The organism is Streptomyces sp. NPDC002742, assembly GCF_042888885.1.
In the GTDB taxonomy this organism is placed as follows: domain Bacteria; phylum Actinomycetota; class Actinomycetes; order Streptomycetales; family Streptomycetaceae; genus Streptomyces.
Map to the genome: position 1 here is coordinate 56,694 of NZ_JBIAQF010000003.1, position 13,814 is coordinate 70,507.

The 13,814-nt window shown below is 72.4% G+C and carries 9 protein-coding genes; 6 read left to right on the forward strand and 3 right to left on the reverse strand.

Translation table 11 applies throughout. The features are described from left to right. Nucleotides 1-7 precede the first annotated feature (7 nt). Nucleotides 8-1,423, reverse strand: a complete 1,416-nt coding sequence (locus ACFYW8_RS05540) for an ABC transporter substrate-binding protein (RefSeq protein ID WP_389068246.1) — start codon at nucleotides 1,421-1,423, stop codon at nucleotides 8-10. Between the two features lie 402 nt (nucleotides 1,424-1,825). Further along, entirely contained in the window at nucleotides 1,826-5,839 is a 4,014-nt protein-coding gene (locus ACFYW8_RS05545; protein ID WP_389068248.1) for an FHA domain-containing protein, read from the reverse strand. Nucleotides 5,840-6,385: 546 nt separating this feature from the next. Here ACFYW8_RS05545 and ACFYW8_RS05550 point away from each other — a divergent pair. The 4 genes from ACFYW8_RS05550 (at nucleotide 6,386) to ACFYW8_RS05565 (ending at nucleotide 11,565) form a co-directional block, all read left to right on the forward strand. Continuing rightward, complete coding sequence (locus ACFYW8_RS05550) at nucleotides 6,386-8,092, forward strand: serine/threonine-protein kinase (RefSeq protein WP_389068250.1); 1,707 nt, start codon at nucleotides 6,386-6,388, stop codon at nucleotides 8,090-8,092. Between the two features lie 105 nt (nucleotides 8,093-8,197). Next, nucleotides 8,198-9,442, forward strand: coding sequence for a serine/threonine-protein kinase (locus tag ACFYW8_RS05555; RefSeq protein WP_389068252.1), 1,245 nt, complete (start codon nucleotides 8,198-8,200; stop codon nucleotides 9,440-9,442). 78 nt (nucleotides 9,443-9,520) lie between these two features. Beyond that, nucleotides 9,521-10,627, forward strand: a complete 1,107-nt coding sequence (gene prfB / locus ACFYW8_RS05560; RefSeq protein WP_365870255.1) for a peptide chain release factor 2 — start codon at nucleotides 9,521-9,523, stop codon at nucleotides 10,625-10,627. 338 nt (nucleotides 10,628-10,965) lie between these two features. After that, entirely contained in the window at nucleotides 10,966-11,565 is a 600-nt protein-coding gene (locus ACFYW8_RS05565) for a hypothetical protein (protein ID WP_389068254.1), read from the forward strand. Between the two features lie 94 nt (nucleotides 11,566-11,659). On the opposite strand, the gene ACFYW8_RS05570 is transcribed toward ACFYW8_RS05565, so the two are convergent. Then, entirely contained in the window at nucleotides 11,660-11,851 is a 192-nt protein-coding gene (locus ACFYW8_RS05570; protein ID WP_028805018.1) for a hypothetical protein, read from the reverse strand. Nucleotides 11,852-12,152: 301 nt separating this feature from the next. Between ACFYW8_RS05570 and ftsE the strand changes: the two genes are divergently transcribed. Next, nucleotides 12,153-12,842 (forward strand): cell division ATP-binding protein FtsE, encoded by a 690-nt coding sequence (gene ftsE / locus ACFYW8_RS05575; RefSeq protein ID WP_351130846.1) that lies wholly within the window; start codon nucleotides 12,153-12,155, stop codon nucleotides 12,840-12,842. 33 nt (nucleotides 12,843-12,875) lie between these two features. Further along, a complete protein-coding gene (gene ftsX, locus ACFYW8_RS05580; protein ID WP_389068256.1) occupies nucleotides 12,876-13,796 on the forward strand; it encodes a permease-like cell division protein FtsX in 921 nt (306 codons plus the stop codon). The last annotated feature ends 18 nt before the right edge of the window (nucleotides 13,797-13,814 follow it).

The window sequence follows — 13,814 nt, forward strand, 5'->3', positions numbered from 1 at the left end:
GTCCGGATCAGCCCTTGTAGGCCGCTGCGGCGTCCGATTCGAGCTTCGCCTGCGTCCCCGCCACGTTCTTCGGGTTCTTCAGGAAGTCCTGGAGATCCTTCCACTCGCCCTTGCCGGGCGTTCCGCCGAAGGCCTGCGGGGCCTGGTCGGACATGTCGAAGCGGAAGTCGTCGCCGGCCGCGATCAGCGCCTTGGCCATGGCCTGCTGGACGGCGTTCGGATAGGCGGAGTCGGCCACGTTCTTGTTCGGGGAGAGATAGCCGCCGAGCTTGGCCTGGACGGTCGCCGCGTCCGGCGAGGCGAGGAAGGTCAGCAGCGCCTGGGCCGCCTTCGAGTCCTTCAGGACGACGGCCGCGTCACCGCCACTGACCACCGGCGCCTTGTCGCCGACCGCCGGGAACGGGAACACCTTCGCGTCCGTCCCGATCTTCGCCTTGGTCTCCGCGATGTTGACGCCCACGAAGTCGCCCTCGAAGACCATGCCCGCCTTGGGCTGGTCGCCGCCGGTGAACGTCTGCGTGACCGAGGCCGGGAACTCCGTCTGGAGCGCGCCGTCCGGGCCGCCCGCGATGAGGTTCTTGTCGCCCCACAACTGGGCCAGCGTGGTCAGCGCGTCCTTCACGGACGGATCCGTCCACTTGATCTTGTGCTGGGCGAGCTGGTCGTACTTCTCGGGTCCCGCCTGGGAGAGGTAGATGTTCTCGAACCAGTCGGTGAGGGTCCAGCCGTCGGCGCCGCCGACCGAGACCGGGGTGACGCCGGAGTCGTAGACCGTGTGCGCGGTGGCCAGGAACTCCTTCCAGGTCTTGGGTTCCTTGGCCCCCGCGTTCTCGAAGACCTTGGTGTTGTACCAGACCAGCGACTTGTTGGCGGCCTTGTAGTACACGGCGTACTGCTTGCCGCCGACCTTGCCGAGGTCCTGCCAGCCCTGCGCGTAGTTCTTCGTCAACTGCGCCTGCGCGTCCGGACCGACGGGCTTCGCCCACCCCTTGTCGACGGCCTGCTTCACCGCGCCGACCTGGGGGAGCAGCGCCACGTCCGGGGGCGCGCCGCCCGCGATCTTCGAACCGAGGAAGTTGATGATCGGGTCCTGCGCCGGTACGAAGGTGACCTTCGCGCCCGTGCGCTTCTCGAACTCCGCCAGCACCTTCTTGAAGTTGGCCTGTTCCGCGCCGGTCCATACGGCGGCGACTTCCAGGGTGGCGCCGTCGAGCTTGGGGAGGGTGACCGAGTCCGCGCCGGTGCCGCCGCTCTCCGTACCCGTGCCCTTGTCGTTCCCCTTGCTCTTGTCGCCGTTGCCGCCACCGCACGCCGTGAGCGTGAGAGCGCCTATGGCGACGGCGGCCACGGCGGCCTGTGCGGATCTGTGCGAGCGGTGCGTGGAGCGATTGGACGACCTGCGTACACGACGATTGCTGCGCATCACTGCCCCGTTCTTCGTTCTTCGTTGAACGTCAGAGCGGCTGCCCCGTGCGCTCCGGTCTACGCCTGGTCGCTCAGGGGCGGCAAGACCGCCGGTGCTGTCAAGTACGCGATCGTGATTGGGTCGTGACGTGGGGTCACGGATGGTGAGGCCCGTCGAAGAGGTACGCCGGTCCGCCCCGTGACGCCGGTCCGCCCCGTGACGCCGGTCCACCCCGTGATGTCGGTCCGCCCCGTGACGCCGGTCCGCGCACCGCGACGGCGGCCGCGCGGTGCGCGCGGGCCTCGACGAAGCCCCATGACCCGCGGGCCGAAGTGCCGCGTGCCCAGAGCCCCGCGGGCCGGAGCGGCGCGTGCCCAGTGCCCCGCGGGACGGAGCGGCGCCGGTCCCGTGGCGCGCGGGCTAGAGCAGTGAGGGCATCTCGACCGCGGAGACGGAACGCGCGGCTCGCTCCAGGGCGCTGGCGAGCAGGGCCAGGTCAGTGGGTCCGTTGCCCAGCTCGCGGACCGGACGGCGGGCCGGCGGGTCGCCCATGCGGTGCCACTCCAGGGGGACGACCGTGGGGCGGAGCGTGGCCGTACGGGGAATGCGCCCCGTGACCCGCCCGCTCTGGAACGGTGTCTCCCGGCCGTCCGGACGGAGCAGGCGGCCCCGTCCGGGGGCGGGTTCCTCGGGTCCGGGCAGCGGTGCGTCGAGGGTGACGCGCAGCGCGGCGGAACGGGCCAGTTCCGACGCCGGCGTACGGCCGCCGACGTTGGACGCCGCCACGAGGTGCACCCCGAGCCGGTCCCCTTCGCGGGCGACTGCCTCCAGCGCCCGTACGACCGAACCGGCCGCCGGGCGCCCCGGGGACCCGAGCGGCGGTGACAGCAGGGCGTCCAGGTCGTCGACGACCACGACCAGCCGGGCCAGCGGCGGCCCCGGCTCGGTCCGCTGCCTCGCGGCGGCGGGCCGCAGCCGCAGCGTCGAGCTGGGCGGTGTGTCGAGATCCGAGGCGCCCAGGGACGAGGCCGTGTTCGACGAGGGGCCGGCCGAGCGCTGGGCCACGATCCGGCCGGGCACCGTCCGCCCCGCGTGCCACTCCGCGAAGCCGAGCCGGCCCAGCAGCTCGGACCGCCGCTTCAGCTCGGCACTCAGCGACTGGGCGAACTCCCGCATCCGCACAGGGTCGTTGGCCGTGAGGTGGGTGGTGACATGCGGCAGGTCCGTGCAGACCTGGAGTCCTTCCCCGCCGTACGCCGCGCCGTGGCCTCCCGTGCCGTCGCGTCCGTCCATCAGGACTATTCCGAGCCGGTCGGGGCGCTCGGCGGCGGCGAGGGACGCGGCGACCGAGCGCAGCAGTTCCGTACGGCCGCTGCCGGGCGGTCCCTCGATCAGCAGGTGCGGGCCCTCGACGGGCAGGTCGACGGCGACGGGGCCGCGCGGGCCCGCGCCGAGCACGGCCCGCGCCCGTCCGCCGAACGCCTCGCTGTCGTCCGCGGCGTCCGCCCAACGTGCCATCAGGGAGGCGGGGGTGGCTCGCGCCAGCCCCAACTCGTCGAGCAGGCGCGCCATCTGGGGCAGGGGCGCGGACACGCGCGTGTGCCGGTCCCCGAGCGCTCCGTCCGTCCGCAGCGGCGCGAGGGAGCGGGCGAACCGCTCGGCCCAGGCGAGGGACACCGCGTCCACGGCGGCGACTGTGCCATGCCCCACGGGGCCGCGCGGCAGCTGTCCGGCCGTCATGGAGGTCGTACGGCCCGTGCGTGACGCGGTGGCGTCGGCGGGTCCGGCCACGCCCCCGGGACCCGTACGCCTCGCGGCCGCCGGGTGAGGGATGCCCGTGTGGGTGGATCCGTCGTGCCGGGGACCGGAGTGCGACGGGGCGGTGTGCGTGGGACCGGAGCGCGATGATCCGGTGTGCGCGGGCCCGGCGGGTCCCCGTCCGCCGCGGTCCGGTGCGGCGCTGTCGAGTCCGCCGTGCCGGGAGCCGGTGCCGAAGGACCCGGTGTGCGGCGCGCGCTCGCCGGTACCGCCCGGTGCCACCCGCATCAGCCGCAGCGCCGTGGCCACGTCGCCGCTGAGCAGCGCCACCGCCCCGCACTCGCGGAAGGCGGGCGAGGCCTCGCAGGCCGCTTCGTACGTCTCCGTCACCGGCGACGCGGGCGACGCCGCCGCGGTCTCGGCGAGGCACACCAGATGGATGCCGGCCCGCGAGCCCTCGTGCGCGAGGCGCATCACGGCCTCCCGTACGTCGGCGCCGCCGGGGTCCCCGTCCACGACGACCACGGTGAACGGGCCGTCGTAGCCGTCGTCCGAGTCGTCCTCCCGTGCCCAGGACGGCCGCCGCACCGGGCCGCCGGGACCGTCCTCGCCGGCCGGGGCGGCGCGCTCGCCGTTGTCGTGCGTCGCGGACCGGGCGGCCGGGACCGTCGCACCGGCGCTCCTGGGCAGCGGGCCGCGGCCGACGGTCGTGCCCTCCGCCTCCGCGAGGTGGTCCTCCAGGCGGCGCAGGAGTTCGTCCGTGCGCGCCGCCGCCTGCTCGCGGTCGTACGCGAGAAGGAGACGGCAGTCCTGGCCGTGGGCGGGGCGCAGATGGGGGAGCCAGCCGAGCCAGGACCACTCGGCGCTGCGCTCCTCCACCGTGCGGGCCCGGTCGGTGCTGATGAGGACGATTTCCAGGGTGTCGGGGGAGTGCAGCGCGGCGAGCTGCGCGAGGACCGCGCGGGCCAGTCCCGCGAGACGCGCCCGCGGTCCGGCCAGGCCCAGCGAGCCGGCCTCCCGCAGCCCGGCGGTCACCGGCACGGCGGGGAGCAGGCCCGAGCCGTCCGGTGCCGCCCGGTCGGCCGTGCCCAGACGCACCGTCAGTGCCTCGGGGTGCCCGGGGCCGCGCTCCCACAGCCGGGGACCCGGCCCCAGCGCGGTGAGCAGCAGGGTCGCCGGGTCGGGCCAGCTGTCGGGCGACCGCCGTACGGCGGGAAGGACTTCCTCCACGGCGACGGCCGCGTCGTCGTACGCCTCCTGCGTGGTTCCGGCCGGTCCGCCGCGGCCGCCGGTCAGACGCCGGGCCCACGCGCCGATGCCGCCCCGCCTGCGCACCCCCGGCGGGAGGTCCGTGCCCCGCGTCGGTGTGCCTTTGCGCGCACCCGGGATGCCCGCTCCGAGGGCGCCGGACGTGTCGTCGGTCCCGGGGGCAAAGGCCCCCGCGGACGCGGTTTCCGTCCCGGGCCGTCCACCTGAGGTCTCCGCCGACCCGCCGGGGTGACCTGCCCCGCGCGGGGACGCGCCGGGGCCGGAACCGCGGCCCTCCGGCGTGGCGCTCCGCGGCCTGCTCTCGATCCGGGGTGCCCCGCCCTGCTCCGGCACGGCCGGGGGCACCGTCCGTCCGTGTTGCAGCGCTCCGGGGACGCCGCCACCGGAGGCCCCCCACTCCGCGGTCCCGTAGGCGTGATGTGTCTCGCCCACGGGCGGCAGGGCACCTCCCTGCGCGAGGGAGGCGCTCCCCCCGCGCGCGTGGGGCACGGCACCGCGCGGCTGCGACGGACCCGGCGTGGAACCCGGAGCCGACGGGGATTCCGGAGGCGCGGAGGAGGAGGGTGCGGTCGGCCCGGTGGCGGAGGAGTCGCCCGGCGAGACCCGCGCGGGGGAGCGGCCCGCGGTCGCGGAGGCCTGGTCCGGCCGGGCGGCGGTGCCGGCGCGCGCCGGGCCGCCGTGGCCGTCGGACCCACCGGCTCCGGGGGGACCGTCCTCGGCCGACCCGGCCCGTACCCTCACATGGCCTTCGCCGTCCGGCGCCGTCTCCACGACACCCGGACCGCCGGGCGGGGCGAGCCGCAGGGCGGACTCGCCGACCCGCAGCAGCGCGCCCTCGGTGAAGGGGACCGGCCGGTTGCCGACACGGGAGCCGTCGAGTGTCGTGCCGTTCGTGGAGCCGATGTCGGCGACCGAGACGCGGCCCTCGGGGGTGACGGTGACCGCGCAGTGCAGGCGGGACACGTCCGGGTCGTCCAGGGGCACGTCGGCGTCCGCGGAGCGGCCGACGCGGATCTGGCCGCCGTGCAGCAGGTGAACACCACCGGCGTCGGGTCCCGCGACCACGTGCAGCTGGGCCGAGACGTCGTCCAGGTCGGGACCGGGCTCGGCGGGTGTGCCCAGACAGAGCACGGCGCCGTCGGTCAGCGGCGGCTCGCCGAGTGTGCAGCGCTGGGCGTCGAGCCGCTCCGCGCCCGCGTAGAGCACGACCTGGCCCCCGCCGGGCTCACGGCCCCGCTCGCCCTGGGAGGCACTCCCGGTTCCCCCGACCGCCGCGGCCAGCCCCGACGCGACCGCGGCCAGCGCCGTCCCGGCGGGCGCGGTGACCAGCACATCGCAGGACGTGGCTCGCCCCCGCGGCTCCGAGGGCGGGCCCAGCGGGTCTACGACGGTCAGCCGGATCTGCATCGCCGTGAGGGGTCCCTTCCGCGCAGGTGCCCGCGACGAGGACGAGGCTGCGCTGCGGTCCCCCACCGCAGATTCCCCCACCGCACACGGGCACGTCGGCCAGTACTGGAGGCATCCTCGCACCTGCCACCGACAACACGCCCGCCCCCCACCCGTAAGTGATCTTGATTGGTCGGCTCTGCCCGCAAAAGTGCCTGACCAGTGCCCGGCCGGTGTCCGCTTGAGATCGGTCACGCCCGGCCCCGGCAACCAAGCGACCGGAGTGAGCGTCTTTCCGTCGAACGCGAGAGAGCGACTTTCCGCGGACCACCGAACGTGGGCCGTCGAACCTCGAACCTCGAACCTCGTACGCGTTCCGTCGAACATCGACGGGAACGCGTACGTAAGCGCTTATGCGGACCACAGGTACGCATGGGACCTATGGGAAAGCACACGAAGAGGACAGCGCTGCGCCGGGCAGGGCGGCACTACAGTGGGTCGGAAACTCCTGTACCACGGTGATCACGGTGGACGGACCAGGCAAGCAAGCAACAGGGAGCGCATGACGTGCGGCCGGTAGGGAGCAAGTACCTCCTTGAGGAGCCGCTGGGGCGCGGCGCCACAGGCACGGTCTGGCGAGCCCGCCAGCGGGAGACCGCGGGCGCCGAGGCGGCCGTCGCCGGGCAGCCCGGCGAGACCGTGGCGATCAAGGTCCTGAAGGAAGAGCTCGCGAGCGACGCGGACATCGTCATGCGGTTCCTCCGCGAGCGGTCGGTGCTGCTGCGCCTGACCCACCCGAACATCGTGCGTGTACGCGACCTCGTCGTCGAAGGCGATCTCCTCGCCCTCGTCATGGACCTGGTCGACGGCCCCGACCTGCACCGCTACCTGCGCGAGAACGGGCCGTTCTCGCCCGTCGCCGCCGCCCTCCTCACCGCCCAGGTCGCCGACGCGCTCGCCGCCAGCCACGCCGACGGCGTCGTGCACCGCGACCTGAAGCCCGCGAACGTCCTGCTCAAGCAGGACGCCGGCGGGATGCACCCGATGCTCACCGACTTCGGCATCGCGCGGCTCGCCGATTCCCCCGGCCTCACCCGCACCCACGAATTCGTCGGCACGCCCGCGTATGTCGCCCCGGAGTCCGCGGAGGGACGCCCGCAGACGTCCGCCGTCGACATCTACGGCGCCGGCATCCTGATGTACGAGCTGGTCACCGGGCGTCCGCCGTTCGGCGGCGGGTCCGCCCTCGAAGTGCTGCACCAGCACCTGAGCGCCGAACCGCGCCGCCCCTCGACCGTCCCGGACCCGCTGTGGACGGTCATAGAGCGCTGCCTGCGCAAGAACCCGGACGAACGGCCCAGCGCCGAGAACCTCGCGCGCGGACTGCGTGCCGTCGCCGCGGGCGTCGGGGTGCACGCGAACGCCGCGCAGATCGCGGCGGCCGAGGGCGTGGGTGCCCTGCTCGCTCCGGACCCGACCCCGGCGCCGGTCCCGGACATGGCCGGCGCCGCCGACCCCACGCAGGTGCTGCCGCAGGGCGCGGGCTCGTACGACCCGTACGGCGCGACCAGCGTGCTGCCGCACACCTCCGGCGCTGCCGACCCGACCGCCGTTCTGCCGCCCGTGCCGCGGAACCAGCCGGGCGGACCGGGCGGACAGCCAGGCCAGGGCGAGGACCCGCACCCCTGGCAGAACCAGCTGCGCGCGGCCCGCGACCGCAACGAACAGACGCAGGTCCAGTACCTCGACCCGAACGAGGACCCGCTGCGCCGCCGCCCCCAGCGGCAGGTCGCACGACCGCAGCAGCAGCAGCAGCCGCAGCCGCAGCAGCAGCGTCCGCAGCGCGGCCAGCAGCCGCCGCCCGGATACGGACATCCGCAGCAGCAGCAACAGCAGTACGCGCCGCAGCACCAGCAGCAGCCGCAGCGCTACGCCCCCGAGCCGCAGCGGCAGCCCCAGCCGCAGCGGTACGCGCCCGAGCCGCAGCGGCCCCAGCAGCCCGCGCCGCGCCAGCCGCGCGAGCCCCGTCAGCGCGGCGCCAACCCCATGAAGATCCCGGGGCTCGGCTGCCTCAAGGGGTGCCTGTTCACGATCGTCATCTTCTTCGTCGCCGGCTGGCTGATCTGGGAATTCAGTCCTCTTCAGGGCTGGATCCACTCCACCAGGAGTTTCTGGGACGAGCTGACCTACCGGTACGACGAGGTCAAGGGCTGGATCGGGGATCTCGGCTCGAACACCCCCTCGGGCAGCTCGAACAACTTCCTGGGCGACTGACTCTGGGGATTTGTCGATACCTGACGGGTGATTTCGGTCTCGGGAGTGAAGGTTGGCTCCGCGGGCGCGTACTTTAAGCGGCAACACGCGTCTGTAGGAGCAGTCTTGGCACGCAAGATCGGCAGCAGGTACACCGCGCACCAGATCCTGGGGCGGGGGAGCGCCGGCACGGTGTGGCTGGGCGAGGGACCCGAGGGGCCTGTCGCCATCAAGCTGCTGCGCGAGGACCTCGCGTCCGACCAGGAGCTGGTGGGACGCTTCGTGCAGGAGCGCACCGCACTGCTCGGTCTCGACGATCCCCACGTGGTGGCGGTGCGCGACCTGGTGGTGGACGGCAACGACCTCGCGCTCGTCATGGACCTCGTACGGGGCACCGACCTGCGCACCCGGCTCGACCGGGAGCGGCGGCTCGCCCCCGAGGCCGCGGTCGCCATCGTCGCCGACGTCGCGGACGGACTCGCCGCCGCGCACGCCGCCGGGGTCGTCCACCGCGATGTGAAGCCCGAGAACGTCCTGCTCGACATGCAGGGCCCGCTCGGCCCCGGCGGCTCCCACCCGGCCCTCCTGACCGACTTCGGTGTGGCCAAGCTCATCGACTCGCCGCGCCGGACCCGGGTCACGAAGATCATCGGCACGCCGGACTACCTGGCACCCGAGATCATCGAGGGCCTGCCGCCGCGCGCCGCCGTCGACATCTACGCCCTGGCGACGGTGCTCTACGAGCTGCTCGCCGGGTTCACGCCCTTCGGGGGCGGACACCCCGGCGCGGTCCTGCGCCGCCATGTCACGGAGACCGTGGTCCCGCTCCCCGGCATTCCGGACGAGCTGTGGCAGCTGATCGTGCAGTGCCTGGCCAAGGCGCCCGCGTCCCGGCTGCGGGCGTCCGAGATGGGGGCACGGCTGCGGGAGCAGCTGCCGCTGCTGGCCGGTATGCCGCCGCTGGACGTGGACTCCCCGGACGCGGAGTCCGCGGACGGGGACGACGAGTACGAGGAGACCGCGGAACCGCCCGCGCCCGCCGCGGCGCGCGAGCGGCGCGGGGCCGTACCCCTCGTGCCGGGGGCGGCGCCCGACTCGAACCGGGACACACACACCTCGATGCGGGTGCCGGCGCCCGACGAGCTGGCCGGCGGGGCCCGGGGAACGGCCCGGGTGCCCCGCGCGGCGGGCGCGCCCCGCCCCGGGTCCGCCCGGCACCGTGCCTCCGCCCGCCGGCGGCGCATCACCCTGGGAGCGGCGGCGGCGGTCCTCGTCGCCGCGGTGGGTGTCGGCACCTGGCTCGCCACCTCCGGCGACGGCGCCGACGCGACCCCCCAGGACACGAGGAACTCGGCCCCGGCCTCCCCCTGACCTCCCGGGCAGGGGCGGGACGGGGCCCCTCCGGGGCGAGGGGCGAGGCCCGGTTGTCGTAACCGTTACGCTGGAGGCGTGGCAGTCGTCGATGTATCCGAAGAGCTCAAGTCCCTCTCCTCGACCATGGAGTCGATCGAGGCCGTCCTGGACCTCGACAAGCTGAGGGCAGACGTCGCCGTGCTCGAGGAGCAGGCGGCCGCGCCGTCCCTGTGGGACGACCCGGACGAGGCGCAGAAGATCACCAGCAAGCTGAGCCACCTCCAGGCGGAGGTCAGGAAGGCCGAGGCGCTCCGCGGGCGCATCGACGATCTGAGCGTGCTCTTCGAGATGGCCGAGGAGGAGGACGACCCGGACACCCGTGCCGAGGCCGACGCCGAGCTCGTCGCCGTCAAGAAGGCGCTGGACGAGATGGAGGTCCGCACGCTCCTGTCCGGCGAGTACGACTCCCGTGAGGCCGTCGTCACCATCCGTGCCGAGGCCGGCGGCGTCGACGCCTCCGACTTCGCCGAGAAGCTCCAGCGCATGTACCTGCGCTGGGCCGAGCGCCACGGCTACAAGACGGAGCTCTACGAGACCTCGTACGCGGAGGAGGCGGGCATCAAGTCCACCACCTTCGCCGTCAAGGTGCCGTACGCGTACGGGACGCTCTCCGTGGAGCAGGGCACGCACCGGCTGGTGCGCATCTCGCCGTTCGACAACCAGGGGCGCCGTCAGACCTCCTTCGCCGGTGTCGAGATCCTGCCGGTCGTGGAGCAGACCGACCACATCGAGATCGACGAGTCCGAGCTGCGGATCGACGTGTACCGCTCGTCCGGTCCCGGTGGTCAGGGCGTCAACACCACCGACTCCGCGGTGCGCCTGACCCACCTGGCGACCGGCATCGTCGTCTCCTGCCAGAACGAGCGGTCGCAGATCCAGAACAAGGCCTCGGCCATGAACGTTCTGCAGGCCAAGCTCCTCGAGCGGCGCCGGCAGGAGGAGCAGGCCGCGATGGACGCCCTCAAGGGCGACGGCGGCAACTCCTGGGGAAACCAGATGCGTTCGTACGTCCTGCACCCGTACCAGATGGTCAAGGACCTGCGCACCGAGTTCGAAGTCGGCAACCCCGAGGCCGTGTTCGGCGGCGAGATCGACGGCTTCCTGGAGGCCGGGATTCGCTGGCGCAAGCAGCAGGAGAAGTAGGCGCGCGCGAGGCGTGGTGAGAGGCGGACTTTTCCCACCCCTGTAGAACCTCTTTATCGACAAGGCAACTACCGTCTACCAGGCGGTAGTTGCCTTTGTCGTTGGGGGGCGGTCTGGGTTTTACGTCACAGTCAGATGTCCGCACGCCAGGCAAACGATGGTGTTCCGGACATCGCGTACGCAACGACCTTGACGATGCTCTGGAAACTGGGAAGGGTGACGTGTGGCACGCGTATCACCGGGGCGCATGTGCACCGGGGGGTCGAGCGAAGCCTCCTGTGACGCCGTGGCTCCGGACGCTGCTCCATTGACGATCGGCTACTGGGGGTAGCAGGCAGATGACCAAGAAGACGCGGATCCTCGCGGCACGAATAGCGGCCGGCGTGATGATCGCCGCCGGCGCTTCACTGACAGCGGCGGGAGTCGCCTCGGCGACCGGCGCGACCGGCTCGACTCCGGCCCCGGCCGTCACGGGTATCCCGCAGTCGCCGCCTCCCACCGGGGTGCCCCCGACGTCGCCGCCTCCCACCGGGGTGCCCCCGACGTCGCCGCCTCCCACCGGGGTGCCCCCGACGTCGCAGCCTCCCACCAAGGTCCCCCCGACGTCACCGGCCCCGACCGTCACCACGCCCACCGGGAACCCGACCGAGCCGACGGAGGAGCCCGCCTCCGGCTCGTCCTCCGCGCCCGCGGGCGGCGGCTCCGGCGGCAACGCGAACGACCCCAACGGTGGGTCCTCCGCGCAGGAGGCGGGCACCTCGGCCCTCACCGACACGGGCTCGGACACCTCGGCCCAGGGCAAGGACGGCGCGCTGGCCGAGACGGGTGCCGGACAGACCGCGTTCCTGCTCGTCGGTGCCGCCACGATGATCGCCGGTGGTATCGGCTTCCGTCTGCTGCCGCGCCTCGCCGCCGGCCGCGACGGTGCCGCCGCCTGACGGGCGCACACGTGACGAAGGGCCCGGAGCAGCTCGCTCCGGGCCCTTGTCGTGTCAGGTGCCGGCCGGCCGTGCGGGACCGTCCGCGCGGCTCTCACACCGTCTGGTGGGCCACCAGTGCCAGCGCCGCGATCAGTACCGCGAGCAGGGCGATCAGTGCCATGGGGTTGAGCCCCGCGAAGGGGCTCTCCTGCTGGAGTCGCTCCCGGTTCGCGCGGCAGACGGGGCAGCGGCCCTCGCTGACGGGTGCCGCGCAGTTAGCGCATACCAATCGGTCGTACGTCATGCGCCGACCCTCCTTGCGACGTCTCCGCGTACGCAGCGTTCTCGCGTACACATCGCTCTCTTAACGCTTCGGCGAACGCAACCGTTCCCCTACCACTGTGCCAGGTTCCGCGGATTTCGGCGCGGCTCGCCTTATCCTGCCCCTCCCGGAGTGCCGTCAGCCGCTCGGATCCGGTGTGAATCGCGCCTCAGATCCGTGACAAATCGTGCAAGCCGCGCGGAACCCCGTACGCCGACTGCGCTCGTACACCCGGTTCGCGTATGGTCACGCTCACCTACCCCCGGCGACCCGTGGTGCATCCGTGATCCGATTCGACAATGTCTCCAAGGTCTACCCCAAGCAGACCCGCCCCGCTCTCAGGGATGTCTCCCTGGAGATCGAGCGCGGAGAATTCGTGTTCCTCGTGGGGTCCTCCGGCTCCGGAAAGTCCACCTTCCTGCGGCTGATCCTCCGCGAGGAGCGGACCAGCCACGGTCAGGTGCACGTCCTGGGCAAGGACCTCGCGCGCCTCTCCAACTGGAAGGTGCCGCAGATGCGCCGCCAGCTGGGGACCGTGTTCCAGGACTTCCGTCTGCTGCCCAACAAGACGGTCGCCGAGAACGTGGCCTTCGCCCAGGAGGTCATCGGCAAGTCCCGCGGCGAGATCCGCAAGTCCGTGCCCCAGGTGCTCGACCTCGTCGGCCTGGGCGGCAAGGAGGACCGGATGCCCGGCGAGCTGTCCGGTGGTGAGCAGCAGCGTGTGGCCATCGCGAGAGCCTTCGTGAACCGGCCCAAGCTCCTCATCGCCGACGAGCCGACCGGAAACCTCGACCCGCAGACCTCCGTGGGCATCATGAAACTGCTCGACCGGATCAACCGGACGGGCACCACGGTCCTGATGGCGACGCACGACCAGAACATCGTGGACCAGATGCGCAAGCGCGTCATCGAGCTGGAGCAGGGCCGTCTCGTCCGCGACCAGGCGCGCGGCGTCTACGGCTACCAGCACTGATCATCGTCCACGGAAAGGTCTGAGGAAGACGCCATGCGCGCGCAGTTCGTTCTGTCGGAGATCGGTGTCGGTCTCCGCCGCAACCTGACCATGACCTTCGCGGTCGTCGTCTCGGTCGCCCTCTCGCTCGCCCTGTTCGGCGGCTCGCTCCTGATGAGCGACCAGGTGAACACCATGAAGGGCTACTGGTACGACAAGGTCAACGTCTCGATCTTCCTCTGCAACAAGAGCGACGCCGAGTCCGACCCGCACTGCGCCAAGGGCGCCGTGACCAGCGACCAGAAGAAGCAGATCGTCGCCGACCTGGGCAAGATGTCCACGGTCGTCCAGAAGGTCACCTACGAGTCTTCGGACCAGGCGTACAAGCACTACAAGGAGCAGTTCGGCGACTCCCCGCTGGCCAGCTCCCTCACGCCGGACCAGATGCAGGAGTCGTACCGGATCAAGCTGAAGGACCCGGAGAAGTACCAGGTCATCGCGACCGCCTTCGACGGCCGTGACGGCGTGCAGTCCGTGCAGGACCAGAAGGGCATCCTGGACAACCTGTTCGGGCTCCTCAACGGCATGAACTGGGCCGCGCGCGCGGTGATGGCGATGATGCTCGTCGTCGCGCTGATGCTGATCGTCAACACCGTCCGCGTCTCGGCGTTCAGCCGGCGGCGCGAGACGGGCATCATGCGGCTCGTCGGCGCCTCCGGCTTCTACATCCAGGCGCCGTTCATCGCGGAGGCCTCGGTCGCCGGACTCATCGGCGGCGGAGTCGCCTGCGGCTTCCTGCTGATCGCCCGGTACTTCATCATCGACCACGGTCTGGATCTGTCCCACAAGCTCAACCTGATCAACTTCATCGGCTGGGACGCCGTGTTGACCAAGCTCCCGCTGATCCTCGCGACGAGCCTTCTGATGCCCGCGGTGGCGGCGTTCTTCGCTTTGCGCAAGTACCTGAAGGTGTGACGCATACCAAGAGGGCCG

Excerpts from the sequence above, each read along its gene's own strand:
- ACFYW8_RS05540 (WP_389068246.1), bottom strand. The coding sequence starts at position 1,423 with ATGCGCAGCAATCGTCGTGTACGCAGGTCGTCCAATCGCTCCACGCAC.
- ACFYW8_RS05545 (WP_389068248.1), bottom strand. The coding sequence starts at position 5,839 with ATGCAGATCCGGCTGACCGTCGTAGACCCGCTGGGCCCGCCCTCGGAG.
- ACFYW8_RS05565 (WP_389068254.1), top strand. The coding sequence starts at position 10,966 with ATGACCAAGAAGACGCGGATCCTCGCGGCACGAATAGCGGCCGGCGTG.
- ACFYW8_RS05570 (WP_028805018.1), bottom strand. The coding sequence starts at position 11,851 with ATGACGTACGACCGATTGGTATGCGCTAACTGCGCGGCACCCGTCAGC.
- ftsX (WP_389068256.1), top strand. The coding sequence starts at position 12,876 with ATGCGCGCGCAGTTCGTTCTGTCGGAGATCGGTGTCGGTCTCCGCCGC.